Raw genomic sequence first — 26,295 nt, 5'->3', positions numbered from 1 at the left:
CCGCGAGGAGTGTAGTGGCTGATGGCTAAAGATAAGAAAAAAGGCTTTTTCTCATGGTTGGGATTTGGTCGTAAGAATGAAGAAGAAACCCAGCAATCGGATGTCGAACTGAAAAATGATGTTGTTCATGATACAGAGCAACAGGATGCCGCTACAGCAGAAGCTGAGCGTCAACATCAGGCAGAGCTTGATGCAATTAAAGCGGCTGAAGATGAAGCGGAGCGCCAATATCAAGCAGAACAAGATGCGATCACGGCTGCCGCGGAAGAAGCAGAACGCCAGCATAAAGCACAATTAGAGGCGATGCGCATTGCGGCAGAAAATGCAGAGCAAGCGCGCCAAGCGGCAGAAGAAAAGCGTATAGCAGAAGAAAAAGCGGCGAGAGAAGCGTTAGAAGCGCAGGCTTTACGCCAAGCTGAAGAAGCCGCGGAGCGCCAACATCAAATCGAGCAGGCTGCGATTAAAGCTGCCGAAGAAGAAGCGGAACGCCAGCATCAAGCTGAGTTAGCTGTTATCAAAGCCGCAGAAGAAAAAGCGGAACGTGAATACCAAGCAGCGGAAGCCGCTCGTCTAGCGCAAGAGCAAGCTGATCGCGAGCGTCAAGAGGCGGAAATCACTCGCTTGGCGGAAGAAGAAGCGGAGCGCCAACGCCAAGCTGAACTCGCTACTATCAAAGAAGCCGAAGAAAAAGCCGAACGCGAACGCCAAGAGGCGGAAGCGGCTCGCTTAGCGGAAGAAGAAGCGGAGCGTCAGCGCCAAGCTGAACTTGCTGCTATCAAAGAAGCCGAAGAAACAGCCGAACGCGAACGCCAAGAGGCAGAAGCAGCTCGCTTGGCGGAAGAAGAAGCGGAGCGTCAGCGCCAAGCTGAACTTGCTGCTATCAAAGAAGCCGAAGAAAAAGCCGAACGCGAACGCCAAGAGGCAGAAGCAGCTCGTATTGCAGAGGAAGAGGCCGAAGCGGTACGTTTAGCCGAGGAAGAAGCGCAAAAGCAAGCGGAAGAAGACGCTGCGAAAACTCAGCCAGTTGAGCAGGAAAAACCGAAAAAAGAAGGCTTTTTCAGCCGACTGAAGAAAGGCTTATTAAAAACTCGTCAAAATTTAGGTTCGGGTTTCCTTGGTCTATTCAAGGGCAAAAAAATCGATGACGACCTTTTTGAAGAGCTAGAAGAGCAGTTATTAATTGCGGATGTCGGTGTTGAAACTACCCGTAAAATCATTGATAACTTAACTCAGCACGCTTCCCGTAAAGAGCTAAAAGATGCCGAAGCGTTGTACGGCAAGCTGCGTGAAGAAATGTCTGATATTTTAGCCACCGTAGACAAACCATTAGAGATCGAAGGTAAAAAACCTTATGTTATTCTGATGGTTGGTGTTAACGGTGTGGGTAAAACTACCACGATTGGTAAATTAGCACGTCAGTATCAATCAGAAGGTAAGTCCGTCATGCTGGCGGCGGGTGATACATTCCGTGCCGCGGCAGTTGAACAACTGCAAGTGTGGGGCGATCGTAACAATATTTCAGTTGTCGCTCAGCATACTGGTGCGGATCCTGCTTCCGTGATTTTTGATGCGATTCAATCTGCTCAAGCAAAAGGTGTCGATGTGTTGATCGCCGATACCGCAGGGCGCTTACAAAATAAAGCGCACTTAATGGAAGAATTGAAGAAAATTGTCCGCGTGATGAAGAAGCTTGATGAGTCAGCCCCTCATGAAATTATGTTGACCCTCGATGCGAGCACCGGACAAAATGCGGTTAGTCAGGCTAAAATTTTCAATGACGCCGTAGGTTTAACCGGTATTACACTGACAAAACTCGATGGTACAGCAAAAGGTGGCGTAATCTTCTCAATCGCTGATCAATTCGGTATTCCAATTCGTTATATCGGGATTGGTGAAGGTATTGAAGATTTACGCCCATTTAAAGCCGATGACTTTATCGAGGCTCTATTTGCCCGAGAGGAATAATTTTCGATGATCCGCTTTGAACATGTGAGTAAAGCTTATCGCGGTGGCCGCCAAGCGCTCCAAGGGGTAGATTTCCATCTACGCCCTGGGGAAATGGCATTTTTAACGGGTCACTCAGGCGCAGGTAAAAGTACATTACTTAAACTGATTTGTGGTATTGAGCGCCCAAGTGCGGGTCATATTCTGTTTAATGGTCACGATATCAGCCGACTAAAAGACAGAGAGATCCCTTTTCTGCGCAGACAGATCGGCATGATTTTCCAAGATCACCATCTGTTATTTGACCGCACAGTTTATGACAACGTGGCGATGCCGCTGATTATTTCTGGTGCAAGTAGCGAAGATATTCGCCGACGCGTGAGCGCAGCATTGGATAAAGTCGGTTTGTTGGATAAAGCGAGAAACTTCCCCATCCAACTGTCTGGTGGTGAACAGCAGCGCGTGGGAATCGCACGCGCAGTGGTGAATAAGCCAACGATGCTTCTCGCGGATGAGCCGACAGGTAACCTTGATAATGAGTTATCTGAAGGCATTATGCGTTTATTTGAAGAGTTTAACCGCGTGGGTGTGACCGTATTAATGGCAACCCACGATATTGCGTTGATTGAACGCCGTAATTTGCGTGTATTGACCTTAAGCGAAGGTCGGATGCTTGGAGGTCAACATGGCTAAGAATGTCCGCAAAGCGAAGCCAGAACGTGCCATGCAATCAAAAAGCAAAGCACTCAAAGGTGGCTGGCGTGAGCAGTGGCGCTACTCTTGGTTAAATGCGCTGGCTGATATGCTACGTCAACCGCTGGCAACCTTTTTAACCGTGATGGTCATTGCCATTTCATTAGCGCTGCCAAGTCTGTGTTATATCGTTTGGAAGAATGTTTCTCAAGCGGCTGAACAGTGGTATCCGACGCCTCAGTTGACGGTCTATCTGGATAAGTCTCTCGATGAACAAGGGGGACAAAATGTGGTGACCCAGCTTGAAGCCCTTGATGGCGTTGCTCATGTGAATTACTTATCTCGCGATCAAGCGATATCGGAATTCCGTAGCTGGTCTGGCTTTAGTACCGCATTAGATATGCTAGAAGAGAATCCTCTACCAGCAGTGGCAATTATCACCCCGAAACTGGATTTTGAAGGTTCGAATGCCTTAGCCACACTGCGCGACCGTGTCAGTCAAGTTAACGGCATTGAAGAAGTTCGAATGGATGATAGCTGGTTCTCACGCCTAGCGGCATTAACGCGGTTGGTGGGGCAAGTGGCATCGGTGATTGGCATTTTGATGATTGTTTCATTGTTCTTAGTGATTGGTAATAGTGTGCGGCTAAATATCTTTGCCCGTCGCGATACCATCAATGTGATGAAACTGATTGGGGCTACCGATGGCTTTATCATGCGACCGTTCTTAAATGGCGGAGTTGTGTTAGGTGCCTTGGGTGCGGTGATCGCCCTCATTATGACATTCTTACTGGTGTGGCAGCTGTCCGATTTAGTCGCACAAGTAGCCAGCGTATTTGGTACGCAATTCCACATTGAAGGGCTACTGTGGGAAGAGGCTCTGTTGATTATTTTAATGTCTGCAATTGTGGGCTGGGTAGCGGCATGGCTGGCAACATTACAACATTTACGCCATTTCAGACCAGAATAATTTAGTTGTTCCCATCGGTGCTAACTTATTGGCACTGATGGGAAAAATAAATTTCTGCGAACTTCTTTTCTAATTATGTGTCAGATATTGACCTGCGGTTAACTATTCTTGTATATAATTTATTTAACGCGGCTAAGCTGATAGACTACGGTTTGTCTGTATCGACTCTCTCCCATTTCAGTACAATTCATAGAGGATCTTAATGACCAAAGACATGCAATCATTAGCGCTTGTTCCACAAGGAAGTATTGAAGCTTATATGCGAGCTGCCAATGCTTACCCGATGCTGACCGCAGAGGAAGAAAAGGAACTGGCAGAAAGGCTGCATTACGATGGTGACCTCGAAGCTGCTAAGCAACTGATTTTATCCCATTTGCGCTTTGTTATTCACATCGCGCGTAGCTATGCAGGCTATGGTTTACCACAAGCTGACTTAATTCAGGAAGGCAACATCGGCCTGATGAAGGCTGTGCGTCGCTTTAATCCTGAAGTGGGTGTGCGTTTGGTGTCTTTCGCAGTGCATTGGATCAAAGCGGAAATTCATGAATACGTTTTACGTAACTGGCGTATCGTTAAAGTCGCAACAACAAAATCCCAGCGTAAGTTATTCTTCAACTTAAGAAAGAATAAAAAACGCCTTGGTTGGTTTAACCAAGAAGAGGTGGATATGGTTGCGCAAGAGCTAGGTGTGAGCACCAAAGATGTGCTGGAAATGGAATCACGTATGGCGGCGCAAGACATGGCATTTGATATGTCTGACGACGATGATAGCGGTGATTTCGGTGGCCCTGTTGCGCCGGTGCTTTTTCTCCAAGATAAGTCTTCTGATTTTGCTAATACCATTGAAGATGATAACTGGGAAAGCCACGCGACTGACCGCTTAGCAGATGCATTAGCGTCATTAGATGAGCGCAGCCAAGATATCATTCGTGCTCGTTGGTTGGATGATGACAACAAAACGACGCTGCAAGAACTGGCCGACAAATATGGCGTTTCCGCTGAGCGTGTTCGCCAGCTTGAAAAGAATGCCATGAAAAAGCTACGTCTTGCGATGGAAGATGAAGACGACGAGATGTAATGTTTCTTGCCCGTCTACGTTATCTGCATTTATTTCCTTTGATTGGAAAATAGATGCAGATAACTTATTCCTTTCCCCTAGTAATTAACGGGAATAAAGTTCTAAAGGCAGTCCATCTGGATCCGTAAAGAAGGTAAAACGCTTCTGAGTATACGGGTCGATTCTTACCCCCTCACACACCACCTGATTTTGTGCCAAATAGGCAATCCATTCCTCGATATTATCCACCTCAAACGCTAAATGACGTAATCCAGTCGCTTCAGGGTAACTGAGTCTTTTGGGCGGATTGGCGAAACTAAACAGCTCAATCTGATAATGCTCTCCAAAAGCTAAATCTGCTTTCCATGAGTCATTCTCTGGACGGTAATATTCTGAGAGAAGCTGTAATCCAAGGATCTGGCAGTAAAAATGCTTACTCTTAGCAAAGTCGGAGCAAATAATAGCAACGTGATGAATTTTATTAAGTTTCATACTGATGGCTCGATGTTTAGCTGCCAATGATGGGTTTCTTCGGTGGGTTGAAAACCACAAGCGACAAGAAATTTCTCCAAAGCAATTTTGTTTTGCGGTTTCACGCCCTGCAAGTCAAAGATCCAATGGCGAATTTCAGGTTGTTGACGGCAAATTTCCTGTAAAAGATACGATCCAACGCCGCGGCGTCGAGTGATTTCACGGACATTAAAATCACAGATCGTACCTTGTTGTTGATAAATAACCACTTTAGCCGCCGCTAATAATCGCTCATTAAAACGCGCCCCATAAAAACGTATACCAGACTCAAGGCTTTGTTCGAGTTGTGTTCGATTCTGGTCTAGCCAGATCTTCGATAAGTCGATGTATTGTTGCTCAGTAGGATTGACCAGAGGGATGATGGTAAGTCTCATGTTGTTTTGATCCATTTCATGGTGCATGTTGCACGCTATTCTAACAGCAGAGTGATCTGTAACCGATTTTTTAATTTCAAAGAGAAAAATTTGGTATTGATGAATTTTCCGAGTTTCCCTCGGATTAAGCCAAATTTAACCGGAATATAACACTAGCATTTACAAAAAATACACGTTTTATAATTAGCTTTTTATTCTGCAATTGATGTAAATATCTGCCTCATTCATTTGCTATTTAGCATAATTATCTTGTTTAATGGTCTGAAATATATAGCCTTATTGGCCGTATTTTGAAATATCAGGCATTGAACCTGTCACCTATAATAATTGATTATAAATCAATCACAAACACTCACAATCATACACAATATTGATGGCGGGGACGCACGAATGAAGAATATTAATAAAGCATTATTAGCGGGTTGTATCGCAATGGCATTAAGTCCAGCTGGATGGGCGAAAGAGATTAAAATCGCAGTTGTCGGCGCTATGTCAGGCCCCGTTGCTCAGTATGGTGATATGGAATTTACGGGAGCTCGCCAAGCTATTGCGGATATTAATGCGAAGGGTGGAATTAACGGCGATACACTGGTTGCCGTTGAATACGACGATGCGTGTGACCCAAAACAAGCCGTTGCGGTCGCCAACAAAGTGATTAACGATGGCATCAAACATGTTATTGGCCACCTCTGCTCCTCCTCCACTCAACCGGCTTCAGATATTTATGAAGACGAAGGCGTTTTGATGATCACTCCTGCGGCGACCAATGCGGATTTAACCACCCGTGGCTACCAGTTGATCATGCGTACAACAGGTTTGGATTCTGACCAAGGCCCAACAGCGGCGAAATACATTATCGAAAAAATTAAACCGAAGCGCATTGCTGTCGTCCACGATAAGCAGCAATACGGCGAAGGTTTGGCTCGCTCAGTACGTGAAAGCTTGAACAAAGCGGGTGTGAAAGAAGTCATGTTTGAAGGTGTCACTGCGGGTGATAAAGATTTCTCTGCACTGGTCGCTAAACTGAAAAAAGAGAACGTCGATTTTGTCTATTTCGGTGGCTACTACCCAGAAATGGGGCAAATCTTACGCCAAGCGAAGCAATCTGGTCTGAACATTCGCTTTATGGGGCCTGAAGGTGTGGGTAACTCTTCACTGTCGAATATTGCGGGAGACGCCTCAGAAGGTATGTTGGTGACATTACCGAAACGTTATGACCAACTTCCAGCTAACCAATCCATCGTCGATGCGATTAAAAAGAAAAAAGAAGATCCAACAGGACCATTTGTATGGACAACTTACGCCGCAATTCAAGGCTTAACCACGGCGATGCAGCGTACAGGCAGCACAGAACCTGATGTGCTGGCGAAAGATCTGAAAGCTAACCCTGTGGATACCGTTATGGGGCAATTAAGCTGGAAGCCAAATGGTGACCTGAAAGGTTTCGAATTCGGTGTGTTTGAATGGCACAAAGACGGAACCTCTACTGCACAAGAGTAACTCTCATCTGTATTGAGAAATGATATTCAGTGATGAGCTGGAAGCTTGGTAACGGGCTTCCAGCTTCTGCTCTCCATAGAGGGACAGTAGTTTGAAAGGATAATCTTATGTCAGACCAAATTCTGTATTTTATTCAGCAATTCCTCAATGGCTTAACGTTAGGAAGCACTTACGCGCTGATCGCTATCGGCTATACCATGGTGTACGGCATCATCGGGATGATCAACTTCGCCCACGGCGAAGTGTATATGATTGGTAGCTACGTTTCGTTCATTGTCATTGCGGGCTTAATGATGCTCGGTATCGATGTGGGCTGGATCCTCATTGCGGCGGCGTTTGTGGCGGCCATTGTGGTATCAAGCTCCTATGGTTGGAGTATCGAGCGCGTTGCTTACCGTCCCGTTCGTCACTCTAAGCGCCTGATTGCGCTGATCTCGGCGATCGGGATGTCCATCTTCTTACAAAACTACGTCAGTCTGTCTCAAGGATCCCGCGATCTGGCGTTGCCAAGCCTGATTACTGGGCAGTGGGTCTTAGGTGAAAGTGATGGCTTCTCTGCCATTGTCACCAAAATGCAGCTGACTATCTGGATTGTGACCTTCCTTGCGATGCTGGCATTAACGCTGTTTATCCGCTATTCCCGTATGGGGCGTGCCTGCCGTGCGTGTGCGGAAGATTTAAAAATGGCAAGTCTGCTGGGTATCAACACTGACCGCGTGATCTCTTTGACCTTCGTGATCGGTGCGACGATGGCGGCGGTTGCAGGCGTGTTATTAGGGCAATTCTACGGCGTAATTAACCCGTATATTGGCTTTATGGCGGGAATGAAAGCTTTCACCGCAGCTGTATTAGGTGGAATTGGTAGCATCCCCGGTGCGATGCTGGGCGGCTTGATCCTCGGTGTTGCGGAAGCCATGACCTCGGCGTATTTAAGCACAGAATATAAAGATGTCGTCTCATTTGGTTTATTGATTGGTGTTCTGTTGATCATGCCAACTGGCATTCTGGGTCGCCCGGAGGTCGAAAAAGTATGAGAAAAGAAAACTGGATCAGTGCCATTATTGCCTCCGTCACCTTCTTTATTTTAGCCGTGTTTATGATGGGGCTAAAATTAGGCCTCGATGGGACTAAGCTGATAGTGGAGTCTGGGGGAGACGTTCGTTGGAATTGGATCTTCGTCGGCATCGCCATTATCTTTGTGTATCAATTAATTCGCCCTGCATTAAGCAAAGTGTGGCAAGGCGTACCCAAAAAATCGTGGGCGTTACCGGATTTTGATGGCGGCTCGCTCAGACAAAAAATTATCGGGATCGCGATTATTATTGGGGCGATTATCTGGCCATTTTTAGTCTCTCGTGGCAGCGTCGATATTGCCACATTAACCCTGATCTACGTGATGCTGGGGCTGGGCTTAAATGTCGTAGTTGGGTTATCAGGATTACTGGTGCTCGGCTATGCGGGCTTCTACGCTATCGGCGCTTACACCTTTGGCTTACTCAATCATTATTATGATTTTGGTTTCTGGGAAAGCTTACCGATTGCCGGCTTAACAGCGGCATTAGCAGGGTTCTTATTAGGTTTCCCTGTGCTGAGGTTGCGGGGTGACTATTTGGCGATCGTCACCCTTGGTTTTGGGGAGATCGTGCGTATTTTATTATTAAATAATACGGAGATCACCGGTGGCCCTAATGGGATCAGCCAGCTGCCAAAACCGACCTTCTTTGGCTTAGAGTTTAGCCGTACCGCTAAAGAGGGTTGGGACACATTCCATAACTTCTTCGGGTTAGATTACAACCCCGGAGACCGGATCATTTTCCTCTATTTTGTGGCGCTCTTGCTGGTGGTGATCACCTTGATCGTGATCAGCCGCTTGTTACGGATGCCATTAGGGCGCGCGTGGGAAGCGCTACGTGAAGATGAAATTGCGTGTCGATCATTAGGCTTAAGCCCGACGCGTATTAAATTAACCGCTTTTACGATCAGTGCAACATTTGCAGGGTTTGCAGGAGCGTTATTTGCCGCACGACAAGGGTTTATCAGCCCTGAATCCTTCACTTTCGCTGAATCAGCCTTTGTATTGGCGATTGTGGTGCTTGGTGGGATGGGATCGCAAACGTCGGTGATTTTAGCCGCGATTATCTTGGTAGTATCAAGGGAGATGATGCGCGATCTGAATGAATACAGCATGTTGCTGCTAGGGGCGTTGATGGTGCTGATGATGATCTGGCGTCCACAAGGTTTATTGCCGATGCAGCGCCGTCAAATGAAGCTGAAAAATGTGCAGGGAGGCGGATCATGATCACAGCAACACCTTTACTGCAAGTCAGTGGCTTAACCATGCGATTTGGTGGTTTGCTAGCGGTCAACAACGTGGAACTGACGTTGAACCAAGGGGAAATCGTTTCACTGATTGGCCCCAATGGTGCAGGGAAAACCACCATATTTAACTGTTTGACTGGGTTTTATAAGCCAACGAGCGGGGCGATCCTCTATCGGGATAAGCATCTTGAAGGGCTTCCGGGTCAAGCCATTGCTCGCCTAGGGGTGATCCGTACGTTCCAGCATGTTCGCTTATTCAAAGAAATGACGGTGATTGAAAACTTATTAGTGGCTCAGCACCAACATCTGAAAAGCGGTATTTTCTCAGGCTTACTGAAAACGCCTGCATTTCGCCGTGCAGAAGCCGAAGCGGTAGATAACGCGGTGCAATGGCTAGAGCGGGTCAATCTTTCTGAATTTGCTAACCGCCAAGCGGGGAATCTGGCGTATGGTCAACAGCGTCGCCTAGAAATTGCCCGCTGTATGGTGACGCGACCTGAAATTTTGATGCTGGATGAGCCAGCGGCAGGGTTAAACCCGAAGGAAACTAACGATCTAGATGAGTTAATTGCGGAGCTGAGAACCCATCATAATGTCTCTATCTTATTGATAGAACATGATATGAAACTGGTGATGGGCATTTCTGACCGAATTTATGTGGTGAACCAAGGAACACCTCTGGCGAACGGAACACCGAACGAAATTCGCCAGCATCCGGATGTGATCAAAGCCTACTTGGGAGAAGCTTACTGATGCTGGAATTTAAACAAGTTTCCACCCATTATGGGAAAATTCAGGCGCTGCATGATGTCAGCTTAAATATCCAAAAAGGGGAAATTGTCACGCTGATTGGCGCCAATGGTGCAGGAAAAACCACGTTACTCAGTACGTTATGTGGAGACCCTCGCGCATCCTCTGGTCAGGTACTTTATCGCGGCGCGGATATTACTCAGCTACCGACACCGCAAATTATGCGTAAAGACATTGCACTCGTGCCGGAAGGTCGGCGGGTATTCTCTCGTATGACCGTTGAGGAAAACTTGGCAATGGGCGGTTTTTTTGCGGATCGCAATCAATATCACGAGCGTATTGAACGGGTTTATTCGTTATTTCCAAGGTTGCATGAACGTCGTAGCCAGCGTTCAGGAACCATGTCCGGCGGTGAGCAGCAGATGCTTGCCATTGGGCGGGCGCTAATGAGCCAGCCGGAATTGTTGCTGTTGGATGAACCTTCATTGGGGCTGGCGCCAATTATCATTATGCAAATTTTTGACACCATTTTGCAGCTACGGGAAGAGGGAATGACCATCTTTTTGGTGGAGCAAAATGCTAACCAAGCACTGAAACTGGCTGATCGCGGGTATGTGTTAGAAAATGGGCATATTGTTTTGGAAGATACCGGAAAAGCCTTACTGGCGAATGAAGCGGTGCGCAGCGCCTATTTAGGCGGATAGTTTTAACATTGGCATAAGCTAGTATTGCCGTAAGTTAATAGGCATCAAGCCAAAACACCCCATATATTTATGGGGTGTTTTATTTGGTGGCGATTAATTCAGAAGGTTAAGTATGAAACGCGTGTATCGCCTGTAACGGCGTTCAGCTTAATGTGAGGCTTCTCCCATTTTTGTTATTTGCTTGTTTCTGCATAGAAAATCAAATGTATATACAAGTTTTTGTGTAGAAACAGCACTCTAGTTATTGTTGTCTAACTTTTCTCCATCTCCCTTCTCCACTGTAGCGATAAAAATTCAAATTTCAATGTATATACTTTGTGAATTAAATGTATATATATTTAATTATCAACTAAGCAAACAGGGCAAAAAGAGTTGTTCTCAATCGTTCTTTGATTTTATTTAACAAATTGATTTTAATGTTAAATTTAAAGATTCCCACGGTATGAGAATGATCTGGCAGCCACTAACTCAACAATGATAAATAACCGAAATTGTTAATTTTGCGTTAAACAAAGTGGATGGATAGGGGATAAAAGAATGTTAAACCGTACAGATTCAACACGCGTGATCCGTGCCCCGCACGGTAGCCAAAAGAGCTGCAAAAGCTGGCTGACTGAAGCAGTCTACCGCATGATCCAAAATAACTTAGATCCAGATGTCGCTGAGCATCCACAAAGCTTGGTGGTGTATGGTGGCATTGGACGTGCAGCCCGTGACTGGGAATGCTATGACAAGATTTTAGACGTCTTAAAAACCCTCGAAGACGATCAAACATTACTGGTGCAATCCGGTAAACCAGTCGGGGTTTTCCCAACCCATGTAGACGCACCACGCGTTTTAATTGCTAACTCCAACATTGTTCCTCATTGGGCGAATTGGGATCATTTCAACGAATTAGATCGCAAAGGCTTGATGATGTACGGGCAGATGACTGCCGGATCATGGATCTACATCGGTTCACAAGGGATCGTACAAGGCACTTACGAAACTTTCGTTTCACTGGCAAAACAGCATTTTAATGGTAACCCTGCGGGGCGTTGGATCCTAACTGGCGGCTTAGGCGGTATGGGGGGAGCACAACCTTTAGCGGCAACGATGGCTGGCTTTAGCATGATTGCGGTTGAGTGCGATGAAAGCCGTATCGATTTCCGTTTAAGAACCCGTTATGTAGATAAAAAAGCCACTTCCCTAGATGAAGCGTTGGGCTATATCGAAGAAGCTAAAGCGAGCGGTAAGCCAGTTTCCGTGGGCTTATTAGGCAATGCGGCGGATGTGTATAGCGAGTTAGTCAAACGCAATATCACGCCGGATTCAGTTACCGACCAAACCAGCGCCCATGACCCAGTACACGGTTATCTGCCACAAGGTTGGACATTAGCCCAGTGGCGTGACAAGCAACAAACTGCGCCAGCCGAAGTGACTAAAGCGGCGAAGAAAAGCATGGCGGTGCAGGTGGATGCCATGCTGCAAATGCAAAAACGTGGCTCGGCAGCGTTTGACTACGGTAACAATATTCGCCAGATGGCCAAAGATGAAGGTGTGAATAATGCCTTTGATTTCCCAGGATTTGTGCCTGCGTATATTCGTCCTCTGTTCTGCGAAGGGATTGGTCCATTCCGTTGGGTGGCACTGTCGGGTGACCCTGAAGATATCTACAAAACCGACCAAAAAGTCAAAGAGCTGATCCCAGATGATAAACACCTCCATAACTGGCTGGATATGGCGCGCGAGCGTATTGCATTCCAAGGTTTACCGGCACGTATTTGCTGGGTGGGGCTGAAAGACAGGGAAAGATTGGGACGCGCGTTTAACGAGATGGTGAAAAATGGGGAGCTAAAAGGCCCTATCGTCATCGGTCGTGACCATCTTGATTCTGGCTCCGTTGCCAGCCCGCATCGCGAAACGGAATCTATGAAAGATGGTTCTGATGCCGTCTCTGACTGGCCATTACTCAATGCGCTGCTGAACACCGCAGGCGGGGCAACGTGGGTGAGCTTGCATCACGGCGGCGGCGTGGGAATGGGCTTCTCTCAACATGCTGGTGTGGTGATTGTGTGTGATGGCACCGATGCCGCAGATAAACGTCTTGCTCGTGTGCTGCACAACGACCCAGCAACTGGCGTCATGCGTCATGCGGATGCCGGTTATGACATCGCCATTAATTGTGCGAAGCAGCAAGGCCTTAACTTGCCAATGGTCAAGTAATGTCGAATGCCGGCTCCATGGAGTCGGCACCTTTTAGCCTCACATAAGGAATTCACGATGAATGCGGCAATGACTCAAAAACCACACGGGCCTCTGGCTGGGATCAAAGTGATTGATTTAAGCCGTGTGCTAGCAGGGCCTTACTGCACTGGCATGATGGCAGACTTGGGCGCAGAAGTGATCAAAATCGAAGTGCCTGATCATGGTGATGATAGCCGTCATCTTGGTCCTTTTATTGACGGTGAAAGTGTTTATTACGGGCTGATCAATCGCGGAAAACGCAGCATTGAGTTAGATCTTAAAGACGATGGCGATCGTCAGATTTTATTCCAATTGATCAAAGAGAGTGATGTGGTGGTGGAGAACTTCCGCCCCGGCGTCACCAAGCGTCTTGGGATCGATTTCGATAGCGTCAAACAGATTAATCCCAACATTATCTACGCCAGCATTTCAGGATTTGGGCAAAACAGCCCCCTTGCGAGCTATCCAGCGTATGACATTGTGGCACAGGCCATGTCTGGGTTGATGAGCGTGACAGGCTCCCCAGAGTCGGGTCCTACGCGAAGTGGTGAATCCATCGGGGATGTCTGTGCGGGCGTATTTGCCTCATGGGCGATTAGCAGCGCACTGTTTGCTCGCGAACGTCACGGTGAAGGTGCACAATATCTGGATGTTGCCATGGTGGATGTGCTGCTCAGTATGCAGCTCACTGGGTTATCTAACTTATTTGCAAATGGTAAGGCGCCAAGTTTAGTGGGTAATCGTCACCCTGTTTCCACGCCATTTGATACTTACCAAGCAAAAGATGGTTTGGTGGTGATCGCGATTGCCAGTGAAAAACTGTTCCAGCGTTTCTGTGAATGTATGGGGAAACCGGAGCTATCCCAAGACCCGCGTTACTTGAATGACCCGACTCGTACGGTAAACCAAGCGGCGCTACGTGAAGAAATTGAGCGCTGGACAGGAACAAAAAGTGTCGAGGAAGTGTGTGACTTACTCCTGAATGCTGGCGTTCCTGCCTCACCGATTCACAATTTACAGCAAGCGACGCAAAGCGAGCATGCTGAAGTTCGCCAGGTGCTAACCCACTTAAATGATGGTGGTACTCCTCTGATTTCTCAGCCTGTTTTCTTTAATGGCGTGAAACCGAAGGTCACCCAAAGAGCCCCTGTTCTTGGGGAAGGCAATGAACGCTATAAATCGACAGCTACAGTCACAACGACAACGATAAAAAGCGCGGAGACGATGCAATGAGTTTTGATATTAATGAAACCGAGTACGCCATTGTAGAGGCCGTTGAAAAAGTGTGTCGCGATATCCTGCAAGCGAACGCCCAACGCTATGACGAAGAAGAAATTTTCTGTGCGGAAAGCTTAACCGCGCTGGGTGAAATGGGCTGTTGGGGAATTAACTTACCGGAGCAATATGGCGGCTTTGGGATTGGCAGTATTGCCATGAGCATGATTGTTGAAGCGGTGGCAGCGGCTTGTGCCTCGACATCCTCCGCATTGACCGCCCATTTCTTAGCAACAGATTCTATTCTGATTGGCGGAACTGAAGAGCAAAAAAATTATTGGTTACCAAAAGCGGCGAGTGGTGAATTACTGGGTGCGTTTGGGTTAACTGAGCCCGCCGCAGGTTCGAATCCCGCGGATATGCGTACCACAGCAACCCGTGAAAATGGCGGTTGGCACATTCGTGGCAACAAACACTATATTACCAATGCCAAAGAAGCGGATTTTATTGTGCTGTACGCCAAAACAGATGTTGAAGCAGGCGCTCGTGGCATTAGTGCTTTTATGATCCCGAAAGGAACAGAAGGCGTCGCGTTCTCTCACCCAGAAAAGACCATGGGACTGCGTGGTAGCACCATCTATGAATTAGCACTCAACTGTTGGCTGCCAGAATCGGCATTACTAGGCGAAGAGGGCAAGGGTTTCCATACGGCGATGGAAGTGTTGGATAAAGGTCGTGTAGAAGTGGCGGCAACGTCATTGGGGATCGCCCGTGCAGCCATGGAAAGTACATTAGGCTGGGTGAAAGAGCGTCAGATTGGTAAGAAGCCGCTGGCGGCTTATCAAGGGACGCAATGGAAGCTTGCTGATATGCACACCCAGTTGGAAGCCGCGCGTATGCTGACATGGAACGCGGCTGAGCTGCGCGATTCTGGGCAGCGCTTTAGTTTGCAATCAGCCACCGCAAAACTGTTTGCGGCGGAATGCGCCGGTTTTGTGACGGATGCCGCGCTGCAATTGCATGGGGGGTATGGTTATATTCGCGATCTACCCCTAGAGCGCTATGTACGAGATGCCCGCATTTTGCGTATCTTTGAAGGGACGTCAGAAATTCAAAAAATCATTATTTCTCGCGCCGTTCTCGACGCTTAATTTTGATGTGATCGACCCGATAGGTAAGACAGGACTTATCGGGGTTTTTCCAGCAATGAGTATCTAAGCAATAACAGGAGCACTACCCTGACAACAGGATCATGGACTTAAAAACACAACAACAATCAGGTTTAAGAATGTATTTCAATTATTAATGACGGGTAGATAAAACAATAACATACCTGCATCACGTCAAATGTCTGTGCTCACAACATAGAGAATTCATTACTGACGACTAATTGGTTCATTCTTTAAGCCAGCCTTGCTTAAAGAGGAATTACCATGACAGTTTCCAACGATATCATCGGGCAAAAGCAGTCTCGCCAAGATAATGTTCCGCTTATCGAAGCACGTTCCATTGACTATATTCCTGAATCTGAGCGACATGGGACGTTGTCGAGCCAATTCACACTGTGGTTTGGGGCTAACTTACAAATCACCGCAATCGTCACCGGTGCGCTAGCGGTTGTACTGGGGGGCGATGTCTTTTGGTCGTTGATTGGCTTGTTTATCGGCCAATTACTGGGGGGCGCGGTTATGGCGCTCCATGCGGTACAAGGGCCGAAGCTGGGTCTACCTCAAATGATCTCCAGCCGCGTGCAGTTTGGGGTTTATGGTGCGGTCATCCCGATTTTATTAGTCTGCATGATGTACGTCGGATTCTCGGCCAGTGGGACAGTATTGGCGGGGCAGGCTGTGGGGCAATTACTGAATGTCAGTGATTGGATGGGGATCGTGATTTTCGGGATTGTGATCATCGGTATCACTATCTGCGGCTACCGCATCATCCACATTCTCGGTAAAGTGGCGAGTGTCGTCGGCGTTATCGCCTTCTTCTACCTGTTCTTCCGTCTGTTCTATATGAATGACGTCTCAGTATTATTATCAAATCGTCATTTCGATTGGACAAATTTCCTATTAGCGATGTCGCTATCGGCTTCTTGGCAGATTGCATTTGGCCCTTATGTGGCGGATTACTCCCGTTATTTGCCAACCAAAACCCCAACCATTAAAGCGTTTTTAGCGGTGGGTTCAGGTACGGTGATCGGGACTCAAGCCTCGATGATCCTAGGGGTGTTTGCGGCAGCGCTTGCTGGCAATCAATTTGCGGGTCATGAAGTTTCCTACATTGTTGGCTTAGGCAGCACGGGCTTAATTGCAGCGCTGCTGTATATCAGCATTTTCTTTGGCAAAGTGACGATTACCGCGCTGAATGCTTACGGTAGCTTTATGTCGATGGCGGCGATTTGGTGTGGTTTCCGTGGAAAACACCAGATTTCCCGTGGGCAGCGTCTGTTCTTTATTATCCTCATGGTGAGCTTTTCGACGGCTTTAGGTCTGGCTGGGCAACATTCATTCTTAAAACTGTTCTCGGCTTTCTTGCTGTTCTTATTAGCGTTCTTTACACCATGGAGTGCGATTAACTTAGTGGATTACTACTGGGTGACGAAAGGTCGCTACGATGTTCCGCAATTATCCAACCCGAATGGCCGTTATGGTCGCTGGAACAAAGTGGGGATCATCACCTACGTGGTTGGCGTATTGATTCAAATGCCATTTATTGCCACCGGATTCTATACAGGCCCGTTGGTCGATAGCCTAGGCGGCGTGGATATTTCGTGGATTGTCGGTTTAGTGGCCACCAGTATCATCTACTATGTCGCGGTAAAAATTTGGCCAATGTCAGTGGCGCCAAGCCTGATATTGCCAGAAACCAAATAAGGTTTATTTCTTAGGTAACATCTTAATTTTCCAACGATAAAAATAGTCAGTGATGGCGTCCTAGCAGTGAAAATATTCACTGCTATGGGCTCCCTCAACTCAAAAATAGCAGTAACAAAGTGCGCGATAGGAGTGGTTATGAAAATTTTAGTCGCAGTAAAACGGGTCATTGACCATAACGTCAAAGTACGGGTTAAAGCCGATGGCTCTGGAGTGGAGCTGGCGAATGTCAAAATGGCGATGAACCCGTTTGATGAAATTGCGGTAGAAGAGGCGGTACGCTTGAAAGAAGCGGGCAAAGCTACCGAAGTAGTTGCAGTCTCCATTGGTGAAGCCACGGCGCAAGATACGCTGCGTAGTGCAATGGCGATTGGGGCTGACCGAGCCATTTTGATTCAAAAACCCGCAGAGATGGCGTTAGAGCCGCTGGATATTGCCCGTCTTTTACAGCAAGTGGTGAATCAGGAGCAACCGGATTTAATTTTACTCGGCAAGCAAGCCATTGATGATGATTGCAATCAAACTGGGCAGATGCTTGCAGCGCTATTGGGTTGTGCGCAAGCCACCTTTGCCTCACACATTGTGGTCGAGGGCGAAACGCTGCAAGTCACGCGTGAAATCGATGGCGGCTTAGAAACCTTATCCATGGGATTGCCTGCGATTGTGACTACCGACTTGCGTTTAAATGAACCTCGCTATGCCACATTGCCTAACATCATGAAGGCAAAGAAAAAAGCATTAGACATCATTGATATTTCCACACTGAATTTTAGCCCATTAGAGCAAGTAAAAATCGTCAACGTGATGGAACCGAAAAAGCGTTCTGGGCAGTGCACCATGTTGAATGATGCCGCCACGTTAGTGACTGAACTGCAAGCCAAAGAAGTGATTTAACAGGGAGCCTGAACATGAGCCAATTATCCGTTTTAGTCGTTGTTGAGCACGATAACCAAACCATTAAATCTTCAACCTATAACAGCATAACGGCGGCACGCGAAATCATTGCACAGGGCGGAAGCTTGCATGTGCTGGTGTCGGGAAGCCAAGTGGCTGCGGTGGCACAATCCGCGGCATCCATTCTCGGCGTCGAAAAAGTCATAACCGTCGATGCCGAACCGCTCAAAAATGCGCTGGCGGAATCCATGACGAGCGCGGTGGTTGCCGTGGCGCAGGGCTATAGCCACATTATCTTTCCTGCGACCACATTTGGTAAAAACATTGCCCCTCGCGTCGCTGCCACGCTGGGTATTTCCCAGATTTCGGATATTACCCAAGTGGTGGATGCACAAACGTTTGTCCGCCCAATTTATGCCGGAAATGCGTTGGCGACGGTGCAAAACAATGGCAATCAGGTGGTGATCACCGTACGCAGCTCAGCATTTTCAGGAGCGACTGCAACCCAGTCCCCTGCAGGAATCGAACCTGTGTCTGTTGCGCAGTTCACCCAACTTTCGGCGCTCACTAGCCAGTCATTAACCCAGATGAGCCGTGCGGAATTAAGCTCTGCCAAAGTGGTGATTTCAGGGGGGCGCGGTTTAAGTTCCGGTGAGAATTTTGCTTTGCTGGAAACCATTGCCGACAAATTAGGGGCTGCGGTGGGGGCTTCCCGTGCGGCAGTGGATGCGGGGTATGTGCCAAATGATTATCAAGTCGGACAAACGGGCAAGATCGTCGCGCCAGATCTGTATATTGCAGTTGGGATCTCCGGCGCCATTCAACATATCGCGGGCATGAAAGAGAGCAAAGTGATCGTGGCGATTAACAGCGATCCGGAAGCGCCGATTTTCCAAGTGGCAGACTACGGCATTGTGGGGGATCTGTTTGAGATCTTACCTGAATTTGATAAAGCGCTGGCGTAGGAGAGAGCAAAATGACTATCGACAATAGTGCGAATGTTTCGGCGTCTTGTGCGCGAGAATCCATGGAGTTTGATGTCCTGATTGTCGGTGGTGGGCCCGCAGGATTATCGGCGGCAATTCGCATTAAACAGCTCTCGTTACAAACCGGTCGGGAGCTTAGCGTCTGCTTAATTGATAAAGGCGCCGAAGTTGGGGCGCATATTTTATCGGGCGCAGTGATCGATCCGCGTGGACTGAATGAGTTATTACCCGACTGGCAGCAAACCGTTTCTGCCTCACTCACCGCCGTCAGTGAAGATCGTTTTTTATGGCTCAAAGAGAACAAAGCCAGCAAATTGCCATTATCTTTGTTACCTGCTTGCCTGAAAAACCACGGTAATGTGATTGGCAGCCTTGGGCAAGTCAGTGCAGCACTTGCAGTAGAATCGGAGCAACTCGGTGTCGATATTTTCCCGGGGTTTGCGGCTACCGAAATCCTTTTTGATGATGCAGGACAGGTTATTGGCGTCACCACTGGCGACATGGGGCTAGACAAACAGGGCAACCCGACAGCCATGTATCAAGCCGGTATGAACCTGTTAGCCAAAATGACTTTTTTCGCTGAAGGGTGCCGAGGGCAACTGGGTAAACAGTTAATTGCTCATTTTGATTTAGCGGCAAACCGCGGTAAACAGACTTATGGGTTGGGCCTTAAAGAGATTTGGCAAATTCCTAAAGAGCAGCATCAAGCGGGGCTCGTGGTGCATTCAATCGGCTGGCCGTTGGATAACCAAACCTATGGGGGCGGATTCGCGTACCACTATGGGGAAAACTTAGTCGCTGTGGGGCTGGTGGTAGGGCTGAATTATGAAAATCCTTATTTATCCCCATTCGATGAATTTCAGCGTTTAAAAACTCATCCTGCCTTCAGTGCTTTTTTGCAAGGAGGTGAGCGCGTGAGTTATGGGGCGCGTACCATGGTGGCGGGGGGGTTATCCGCATTACCAGAGTTAAGCTTCCCCGGCGGTGCATTAATTGGCGATGATGCAGGTTTTTTGAATGCAGCGCGCATTAAAGGTAGCCACTGCGCGGTGAAAAGCGGCATGTTAGCGGCAGAGGCTTTATTTGAATCGTTCGTCGAAGATAGCGTCGATTACGCAGAATTTACCCGCCAATTTCAGCAAAAGTTCGAACAAAGCTGGTTGTATGACGAACTTTATCGGAGCCGTAATTTCAAGCCGTATATGAAAAAAGGGTTAGTGATGGGGTCGTTGATGTTCGGTGCTGAGCAATGGTTATTAAAGGGGCGTAGCCCTTGGACGCTGAAGCTCAAACGGGATGATCACCAAGGGCTTAGGCCTGCCAGTGAATTTCAGCCTATCCATTATCCAAAACCGGATGGCAAACTGTCATTTGATAAACCCTCATCGGTGTTTTTATCCAATACAAACCATGCAGAAGAGCAGCCTTGCCACTTACGTTTAAAAGATAATGAAATTCCTATTCGCGTGAATTTATCCACTTATGCTTCACCGGAAACGCGATATTGCCCTGCGGGTGTGTATGAAATAGTGAATGATCAGGCGCAGGAAAAACTGCAAATAAATGCGCAGAACTGCCTGCATTGCAAAGCGTGTGATATCAAAGACCCTCTGCAAAATATTACGTGGACAGCACCGCAAGGGGGAGAAGGACCTATTTATCAAGGCATGTAGTTATCTTTGTTGTGAGAAAATGATTTGTTGTGATGTTGATGTGTTGATACCTGACGTAATGTCTGTGATGTGGAGATTATCGAACGGTATTTTCTTTGTTTATCAGTCGTTTTGGGGCCAGAGTGCCCCATTTTTTATGCTTGTTTTATTTGGTAACAGCTTTATTTGATGAATGTTTATTACCAAAGATTAACTTTCAATGCGGGAATGTAATTTCAATTTATAGCGGGAGCCTGCGCTGATCATATTGACGTAGCTGATCAACGTGCTGCCTGTCCATGTACGGCGGCTTAGCTGCAAACAAGGGGCATGTTCTTTGATGGATAAGGCTTGAGCGATAGGCTTAGTGGCCAAAATTGCTTCAATGGTATGCTCCATTTCACTGACAGGGAAATGGCGCTGTAAATAGCCGCTTGGAGTTTCACTATTGCCAAAATGCTGCTGAACAAATTCAGGGGCAATACTATGATTCACATAGCGTTCCTCTAGCATCAGTGGAATGTCATTTTCAAAATGCAGCATTTTGCAGTAGCCAATATCGCTGCCTTCCGTGACACCAAGTTGTAGGGCAATTTCTGCAGTGGCAGGGATGATTTTTAGCTGTAGCTGGTGGCCTGCATATTTATTCCCACTAACTGAAATTTCATCAAAAATATCAAAGGCTTTGGTGACGGGGAGTTCATGCTTTTGAGTAGCAACAAAAGTCCCTTTTCCTGCAATCCGATTTAAGATGCCTTTCTGGCTGAGTTCAGAAATCGCTTTATTTACCGTCATACGGCTAACATTAAATTGGGCACATAACTCAAGTTCAGTGGGGATCTGAGTTTCGGGTTTGAAAATCCCTAAATCAATACTCCGTAGGATGTAAGATTGAATTTGCTTGTAGGCCGGTTTTGATGTCATCGCGTTTATTCAAATTTGTCGTTAACGGTAGGGATAAAATAACGGTTTCTTGGGATGTAATGTATTCAAAATAACTCATCTGCGCCAGTCTAGCAGTAATTATTTCCTTTACTAGAGTCTGGTTGCATTTTAAGAGTAAAACAGGCATTTATCAGCTTTTAACTGATTGCCTTTGAGCCTGTAATTATCTGAATTGTTCTAGTATAGGGCAAGTTTAACTAGGGCAATATACCTTTATTTATTATCATAATGTTAAATTAACTATAACAAATAGGCATCATTGATGGGTGTTCAATATTTTCACGTTAAGCTAATTCAGTGCGATTATAAACAGGTTTCACCAGAGGGCATGGTGAGACTAATAACTTCGGATAAAGTGTTTTTTTTCAATGCTGAAGATTTTGAAAACAGTCAAATATTTTTGGAACGATTGAATAAAGACGACACGTTGATTATTTCTGCTGAACAACTGAATGATGGGAGCTATTGGCTCAATTGGGTGTATCACCCAGAACATGGCCGTTTGGAACCTGATAGAAACCTTAAATTTGACAAAGGGTTAGTAAAGCAGTACCTGCTTTCTTTTGGGCTTGCTGCACTCTTTATCCCCGCATTTTTTTGCGTGTTTAATGATGAAGAGAGCACATGGTTAATTGTTTTAGGGTCATTATTAGGCATGGCGGCTTTTGTGGGGGCTGTTCTGCTGTCTATGTGCATTTCACAAACCTTCACTATTTTTAGCCGAAAACGAAAAACCATCTTACGCGCATTAGATTTAGTGATAGCGGGCAAGTTTCAGGTAATTTCTGGCGAAAGTCTGATTCAGATTGAAGGAATTAAAAACCCGAAATCCAAACCACTCAAAATAAATTCTCGAAAGCAAAAGCCTATCCCTGAAACCGCGTTACAGGTGACAAAAGGCAAAGTGAATATTAAGAGTATCAAGACGATTGAATATTATTATCGTGGGGGAACATACACCCGCAATGAAGTAGAGCTTCAAGTGAATAAAAGCCATTTAAACCTCAAGTTAGATGGCTCAAAACCCTTCTTTAATAACCACAGCTTTTTTCTCGCTCAAGGGGATGAGGTAGAAGTCTATCACTCCAAAGTCGAAGATAGGTTTCCTGATAGCGTCGTATTTGGTCTGTATAACCACCAAGATAATTTAGCTTACACGTTGTCTGCCCGAGGTATGGCGCAAGAACGCGGACTGTATCTGGCGTTATGGGGGATCACGGGCATTATTTTGGCATTATTCTTGGCGATTTTTGGCGCGACAGCAATTAGCGATATTGTTGACAGGGGAAATCACTGGGATTATTGGGATTGGCTGTATTTGCTCGATAATGACCTGATATTTATTGGTTTTGCCAGCTCGATAACATTGGGCATCTGTTTCTTAATTGCCCTTGGTATGGCGGCTTATTATCGATTTTCGAAACGGGGTAATGGCTATTACCAAACCCAAGCTGTCTTGAGCGCATTACGACGCCAACAAGGTAAAGATACTTATGTTATGGAGGTACGCTAATGAATCCATTTCTAAGTTGGCGTTTTCTGGTGACGGGTGCCGTTTTCTTGGTGTGTATTGGATCAACATTGATACTGGTATTTGGTGGGAATGATACGCCATGGCAGTGGAAAGAGAATAGCCAAGAGAGCAATGCTTATATTGCGGATTATGATTATGCCAAAACGTATCCTGCGAAAGACGGCACGCTGATCATTGCCCAGAAAAATGGCCGCTCATCCTACTATTACAATCGGTCAGATTTGTTTTCGCCTGCACAGGAAGATAGTTATCAGGTGTTATTTGCCAATAAAGATAGCGTGCGTTTTATCACGCAATTTAGCGACAGTTTTTATAACGCGGTGTGTGAAGAGTCTCAGTGCCTTTTAATGGTGCGCGATGGGTATCGAATTGTGAATTTAGCGGATAATTCGATTAAGCCTCTAACGCCTTGGAAAGATGGGTATGGTGAATACATTTATGCGGCAATTACCGGGAAAATGTACCAAAGTGGTCAGGGGGAGCCTTATGTCTTGATCGACAACCAAAAGATCTTCACCAGCACGGATAAAGGGCTTACGTGGCAATATTTGATGGATCCACGTGAGCTTGTGAAGCGTTTTTATCCTGAAGAAATCGCGGATAATTCGACATTTTCTTATGCGGTTCATGATGGCAATGTGATTGTGTGGTACAGCTACGGTAACGAAATGGGCTCTCTTGAAGTGGTGGTGAACATCGCGCAGAAAAACGTAGTGAGCCATCGATGGTTGCCTATTCGTATTAATGAGGCGGTTCAGAATCAGAAAGGGGATATTTATTTGGCGGCTCAAGAGCCTTCCCGCCGATTATTTTCCCTTTATCAGTATCAAGATGGGAATTTTAAGCTAATCAAGGAAGCGGGTTATAACCATCTGCAAGATATGGTTATCTGGGACGATGGCTTGTTGGTGATGGAATCAGCGAGAAGCGGACAGAAATGTTTGATCCTCGATTTTGCTAGCAATCAATTGCATCGCCGCTCAGAGCTAGAATGGTATCAAAAATTATATATTCCTGAATTACGTGGGTTTATTGAATTATCAAGTAATTACAGTGATTCGCCAGCGTTAACCGCAGGCGAGAAGGTGCATTACCGTCTCGCGTATTAATTTCAAAGTATTAGTTTCAAAATTGAATAGGGGCGATATGCCCCTATTTGCCAATTTACCTCTATTTACTGGCTAACCCGCTATCTATGGGCGTTTTCGTGGCAGTAAAATCACGGCTGTTGCCGCTATCACCGCCACCACCGAGAAGGCGATAAAGTTCCAGCTGGTCGCTATCCCCAAACTGGCGATATACGCACCAAACATAGGCCCCGTCATCGCACCAATTCGTGAGAAACTTAATGCCCAGCCAGTCGCTGAAGCACGGGCTTTTGATGGGTAATAATTGGCGATGTAGCCAGTTAAAATCAGCGCTGCGGAAATACTGCCGACCCCAGCAAATGCCACAAGTAAATAGTTAATATAGATATTTTGTTTGAAAACCATGCAGCCAATGCCTATCGCGCCGAGCAAGAAGAAAAAGGCAACCGAGCCGCGAACGCCGCGTTTATCTGCAATTTTTCCTAAGAATAAGCCCCCTAATGCGGATGCTAAGCTAAATACCACAAGGAAAGTTAGGCTGGAACCTAAGTTATAGCCTTCTTTGCGCATAATCGACGGTAGCCAGGTATTTAAGCCATACACCAGCAACATGCCGCAGAATAGGGCTATCCAGAAACACGCGGTTGCGCGCAAATGTGTCCACGCAAAAACCACGGAGACTATTTCTTTCAAACGTTGAGGTTGCTGTTTTTGCTGTGCGGGTGGAGCTTGATATTCAACGTCTAATTTCTGTGCCAGAGATTGTGCTTCGGTGTGGCGCCCTTTGTGAGTTAGAAATTCAAGGGATTCAGGCAAGATACGTGCCATCGGCCAAATTAACAAAAGCGGTAATGCACCAAAGCCAATCACACTGCGCCATCCAAATTGTTCTAGCAACCACATAGCGACCAGTGCGGCGCTGAGGATCCCCAATGAGTAGCCGGAATACATAATGCCGTAGTTAAAAGAACGTTTTTCAGCAGGGGAATATTCGATGGTCAACGCGGCTGCTACGGGAATAACACCCCCGAGTCCAACGCCACCAATAAAACGCATCAGCCCAAACATCCAAGGTGTTGGGGCAAGGGCAGCGGCAAGCATCGTCAATGAAAAGAGCGTGACGCAGGCTAAAAGCATACGTCGGCGACCGTAGAGTTCACTCAGCGTACCGATAATAAATGCCCCAAAAAACATGCCGACTAAAGCGTAGCTGCTAAGAGCGCCAAGTTCTAAAGGGGTGAGATTCCACTGTTTATATTCTGCGAGAGTGGGAAGAACAGCGCCCATCACGCCAACATCATAGCCTTCAAATAAAATGCTCATCCAGCAGATAAATAACACTTTCGAGGTGGTTTTTGTGGTGCCAAAAGATTTAATCGCGACTGTCTCTGTTGTCATACATCACTCTCTTATGGGGTGCTTAGTTGGGTTGAATGCAGAGTTGCAGGTATTTTTATTATTTAAATTGTCGCTTATACACTCATCTTTTCTGCAATAAATAACAATTGAAAGTGTTAATGAAAAGTTAAAATCATGCACTAAGTGGATAGAGTTAGCAGTAAACATTAAATAGTGGTGACGACTGGGAATTTATCCACAAAATAAAACTCTAATGTGATATTGCAGTTGTGTTATTACTCAAAAAAGGCGTTATATGAACTTAAAAGCAGTGTGTCTCGTAGGGCTTGCGATCGCGGCATTACCAATGTTGGCGTCAGCAAAATCGACTTCAGCCTTAAAATCCCCAGAAAAGAATGTGTTATGCGATAAATATGTGTGCGTTAGCGCCAAAGAGGGCGTTTCTGTTGCACTAACGAAAAAATACTTAGGTGATAAACGCGCGAAAGCAATTGAGCAAGGTGGCGATTTTGATAAAACGGCGATGACGTTTGCCAATGGAATTTTTTGCGATATTAACGAGCAAAAATGCCATGTGGATCGTTACTTTGAGGCGGATGGTAAGCGAAGCGCAGTATCTAAAGAGTACACTCAAAAACTGTTTGGAAAATAATAGTTATATTTAGATTGTTAAAATCCTTA

General features: G+C 46.5%; 18 protein-coding genes and 5 pseudogenes. 19 read left to right on the top strand and 4 right to left on the bottom strand.

What is annotated here, in order from left to right:
• Window positions 1-21 precede the first annotated feature (21 nt).
• The 4 genes from ftsY (at window position 22) to rpoH (ending at window position 4,685) form a co-directional block, all read left to right on the top strand.
• On the top strand, window positions 22-1,965 hold the full coding sequence (gene ftsY / locus GKR74_RS10315; RefSeq protein WP_154603491.1) for a signal recognition particle-docking protein FtsY: 1,944 nt from the start codon (window positions 22-24) through the stop codon (window positions 1,963-1,965).
• 6 nt (window positions 1,966-1,971) lie between these two features.
• A complete protein-coding gene (ftsE, locus tag GKR74_RS10310; protein ID WP_036956008.1) occupies window positions 1,972-2,637 on the top strand; it encodes a cell division ATP-binding protein FtsE in 666 nt (221 codons plus the stop codon).
• Window positions 2,630-3,607 carry a permease-like cell division protein FtsX gene (gene ftsX, locus GKR74_RS10305; RefSeq protein ID WP_132496629.1) on the top strand — a complete coding sequence of 326 codons (978 nt, stop codon included), beginning with the start codon at window positions 2,630-2,632 and terminating at the stop codon, window positions 3,605-3,607. Before ftsE ends, ftsX begins: the two co-directional genes overlap by 8 nt.
• A gap of 202 nt (window positions 3,608-3,809) precedes the next feature.
• Window positions 3,810-4,685: an RNA polymerase sigma factor RpoH gene (gene rpoH, locus GKR74_RS10300; protein ID WP_108478418.1), complete on the top strand. Its 876-nt coding sequence runs from the start codon at window positions 3,810-3,812 to the stop codon at window positions 4,683-4,685.
• 84 nt (window positions 4,686-4,769) lie between these two features.
• On the opposite strand, the gene gloA2 is transcribed toward rpoH, so the two are convergent.
• Together gloA2 and panM are read right to left on the bottom strand one after the other, a co-directional pair.
• A complete protein-coding gene (gloA2, locus tag GKR74_RS10295) occupies window positions 4,770-5,156 on the bottom strand; it encodes an SMU1112c/YaeR family gloxylase I-like metalloprotein (protein WP_154603490.1) in 387 nt (128 codons plus the stop codon).
• A 32-nt stretch (window positions 5,157-5,188) separates the two neighbouring features.
• Window positions 5,189-5,569, bottom strand: a pseudogene (panM, locus tag GKR74_RS10290) (aspartate 1-decarboxylase autocleavage activator PanM); the annotation flags it as partial.
• A 390-nt stretch (window positions 5,570-5,959) separates the two neighbouring features.
• Between panM and GKR74_RS10285 the strand changes: the two are divergent.
• The 12 genes and pseudogenes from GKR74_RS10285 to GKR74_RS10230 all read left to right on the top strand — a co-directional run bounded on the left by GKR74_RS10285 (window position 5,960) and on the right by GKR74_RS10230 (window position 20,709).
• The gene (locus GKR74_RS10285; protein WP_132496626.1) at window positions 5,960-7,069 is read left to right on the top strand and encodes a branched-chain amino acid ABC transporter substrate-binding protein; all 1,110 of its coding nucleotides are present in this window, start codon (window positions 5,960-5,962) and stop codon (window positions 7,067-7,069) included.
• 107 nt (window positions 7,070-7,176) lie between these two features.
• Window positions 7,177-8,157 (top strand): annotated as a pseudogene (gene livH / locus GKR74_RS10280) (high-affinity branched-chain amino acid ABC transporter permease LivH).
• A pseudogene (locus GKR74_RS10275) lies at window positions 8,100-9,404 on the top strand (high-affinity branched-chain amino acid ABC transporter permease LivM). Before livH ends, GKR74_RS10275 begins: the two co-directional pseudogenes overlap by 58 nt.
• A pseudogene (gene livG, locus GKR74_RS10270) lies at window positions 9,365-10,135 on the top strand (high-affinity branched-chain amino acid ABC transporter ATP-binding protein LivG); the annotation flags it as partial. The pseudogenes GKR74_RS10275 and livG, both read left to right, overlap by 40 nt.
• Window positions 10,136-10,140: 5 nt before the next feature.
• A complete protein-coding gene (livF, locus tag GKR74_RS10265) occupies window positions 10,141-10,842 on the top strand; it encodes a high-affinity branched-chain amino acid ABC transporter ATP-binding protein LivF (RefSeq protein WP_154603486.1) in 702 nt (233 codons plus the stop codon).
• Between the two features lie 537 nt (window positions 10,843-11,379).
• Window positions 11,380-13,047: a urocanate hydratase gene (gene hutU, locus GKR74_RS10260; RefSeq protein ID WP_154599763.1), complete on the top strand. Its 1,668-nt coding sequence runs from the start codon at window positions 11,380-11,382 to the stop codon at window positions 13,045-13,047.
• 57 nt (window positions 13,048-13,104) lie between these two features.
• Window positions 13,105-14,337, top strand: a pseudogene (locus GKR74_RS10255) (CaiB/BaiF CoA transferase family protein).
• Complete coding sequence (locus GKR74_RS10250) at window positions 14,298-15,434, top strand: acyl-CoA dehydrogenase family protein (protein WP_154603484.1); 1,137 nt, start codon at window positions 14,298-14,300, stop codon at window positions 15,432-15,434. Before GKR74_RS10255 ends, GKR74_RS10250 begins: the two are co-directional and overlap by 40 nt.
• A 282-nt stretch (window positions 15,435-15,716) precedes the next feature.
• The gene (locus GKR74_RS10245; RefSeq protein WP_154603483.1) at window positions 15,717-17,156 is read left to right on the top strand and encodes a purine-cytosine permease family protein; all 1,440 of its coding nucleotides are present in this window, start codon (window positions 15,717-15,719) and stop codon (window positions 17,154-17,156) included.
• A gap of 138 nt (window positions 17,157-17,294) precedes the next feature.
• Window positions 17,295-18,050 carry an electron transfer flavoprotein subunit beta/FixA family protein gene (locus GKR74_RS10240; protein WP_154603482.1) on the top strand — a complete coding sequence of 252 codons (756 nt, stop codon included), beginning with the start codon at window positions 17,295-17,297 and terminating at the stop codon, window positions 18,048-18,050.
• Between the two features lie 14 nt (window positions 18,051-18,064).
• Window positions 18,065-19,015 (top strand): electron transfer flavoprotein subunit alpha/FixB family protein, encoded by a 951-nt coding sequence (locus GKR74_RS10235; RefSeq protein ID WP_154603481.1) that lies wholly within the window; start codon window positions 18,065-18,067, stop codon window positions 19,013-19,015.
• Window positions 19,016-19,026: 11 nt separating this feature from the next.
• Complete coding sequence (locus GKR74_RS10230) at window positions 19,027-20,709, top strand: electron transfer flavoprotein-ubiquinone oxidoreductase (protein WP_154603480.1); 1,683 nt, start codon at window positions 19,027-19,029, stop codon at window positions 20,707-20,709.
• A 189-nt stretch (window positions 20,710-20,898) separates the two neighbouring features.
• Here the strand turns inward: GKR74_RS10230 and GKR74_RS10225 are convergent, their stop codons facing one another.
• Window positions 20,899-21,612 carry a UTRA domain-containing protein gene (locus tag GKR74_RS10225; RefSeq protein ID WP_154603479.1) on the bottom strand — a complete coding sequence of 238 codons (714 nt, stop codon included), beginning with the start codon at window positions 21,610-21,612 and terminating at the stop codon, window positions 20,899-20,901.
• Between the two features lie 430 nt (window positions 21,613-22,042).
• Between GKR74_RS10225 and GKR74_RS10220 the strand changes: the two genes are divergently transcribed.
• A complete protein-coding gene (locus GKR74_RS10220) occupies window positions 22,043-23,146 on the top strand; it encodes a hypothetical protein (protein ID WP_230089143.1) in 1,104 nt (367 codons plus the stop codon).
• The gene (locus tag GKR74_RS10215; RefSeq protein ID WP_154603477.1) at window positions 23,146-24,276 is read left to right on the top strand and encodes a hypothetical protein; all 1,131 of its coding nucleotides are present in this window, start codon (window positions 23,146-23,148) and stop codon (window positions 24,274-24,276) included. The genes GKR74_RS10220 and GKR74_RS10215 overlap by 1 nt, the downstream gene beginning before the upstream one ends.
• Before the next feature lie 84 nt (window positions 24,277-24,360).
• Here GKR74_RS10215 and GKR74_RS10210 read toward each other — a convergent pair whose 3' ends face one another.
• Window positions 24,361-25,653 (bottom strand): MFS transporter, encoded by a 1,293-nt coding sequence (locus GKR74_RS10210; RefSeq protein ID WP_154603476.1) that lies wholly within the window; start codon window positions 25,651-25,653, stop codon window positions 24,361-24,363.
• 256 nt (window positions 25,654-25,909) lie between these two features.
• On the opposite strand from GKR74_RS10210, the gene GKR74_RS10205 reads away from it, so the two are divergent.
• A complete protein-coding gene (locus GKR74_RS10205) occupies window positions 25,910-26,266 on the top strand; it encodes a YcgJ family protein (protein WP_154603475.1) in 357 nt (118 codons plus the stop codon).
• Window positions 26,267-26,295: the final 29 nt, after the last annotated feature.

The sequence above is a fragment of the Providencia sp. wls1914 genome (assembly GCF_009706645.1).
In the GTDB taxonomy this organism is placed as follows: domain Bacteria; phylum Pseudomonadota; class Gammaproteobacteria; order Enterobacterales; family Enterobacteriaceae; genus Providencia; species Providencia zhijiangensis.
The sequence above is the reverse complement of the archived record's forward strand: the minus strand, read 5'-3'. Positions and strand labels throughout refer to the sequence as shown.

Coding starts and splice junctions, on each gene's coding strand:
- GKR74_RS10235 (WP_154603481.1), top strand. CDS start 18,065: ATGAGCCAATTATCCGTTTTAGTCGTTGTTGAGCACGATAACCAAACC.
- ftsE (WP_036956008.1), top strand. CDS start 1,972: ATGATCCGCTTTGAACATGTGAGTAAAGCTTATCGCGGTGGCCGCCAA.
- ftsY (WP_154603491.1), top strand. CDS start 22: ATGGCTAAAGATAAGAAAAAAGGCTTTTTCTCATGGTTGGGATTTGGT.
- gloA2 (WP_154603490.1), bottom strand. CDS start 5,156: ATGAAACTTAATAAAATTCATCACGTTGCTATTATTTGCTCCGACTTT.
- GKR74_RS10245 (WP_154603483.1), top strand. CDS start 15,717: ATGACAGTTTCCAACGATATCATCGGGCAAAAGCAGTCTCGCCAAGAT.
- livF (WP_154603486.1), top strand. CDS start 10,141: ATGCTGGAATTTAAACAAGTTTCCACCCATTATGGGAAAATTCAGGCG.
- GKR74_RS10225 (WP_154603479.1), bottom strand. CDS start 21,612: ATGACATCAAAACCGGCCTACAAGCAAATTCAATCTTACATCCTACGG.
- ftsX (WP_132496629.1), top strand. CDS start 2,630: ATGGCTAAGAATGTCCGCAAAGCGAAGCCAGAACGTGCCATGCAATCA.
- rpoH (WP_108478418.1), top strand. CDS start 3,810: ATGACCAAAGACATGCAATCATTAGCGCTTGTTCCACAAGGAAGTATT.
- GKR74_RS10240 (WP_154603482.1), top strand. CDS start 17,295: ATGAAAATTTTAGTCGCAGTAAAACGGGTCATTGACCATAACGTCAAA.
- GKR74_RS10215 (WP_154603477.1), top strand. CDS start 23,146: ATGAATCCATTTCTAAGTTGGCGTTTTCTGGTGACGGGTGCCGTTTTC.
- GKR74_RS10250 (WP_154603484.1), top strand. CDS start 14,298: ATGAGTTTTGATATTAATGAAACCGAGTACGCCATTGTAGAGGCCGTT.
- hutU (WP_154599763.1), top strand. CDS start 11,380: ATGTTAAACCGTACAGATTCAACACGCGTGATCCGTGCCCCGCACGGT.
- GKR74_RS10210 (WP_154603476.1), bottom strand. CDS start 25,653: ATGACAACAGAGACAGTCGCGATTAAATCTTTTGGCACCACAAAAACC.
- GKR74_RS10285 (WP_132496626.1), top strand. CDS start 5,960: ATGAAGAATATTAATAAAGCATTATTAGCGGGTTGTATCGCAATGGCA.
- GKR74_RS10205 (WP_154603475.1), top strand. CDS start 25,910: ATGAACTTAAAAGCAGTGTGTCTCGTAGGGCTTGCGATCGCGGCATTA.
- GKR74_RS10230 (WP_154603480.1), top strand. CDS start 19,027: ATGACTATCGACAATAGTGCGAATGTTTCGGCGTCTTGTGCGCGAGAA.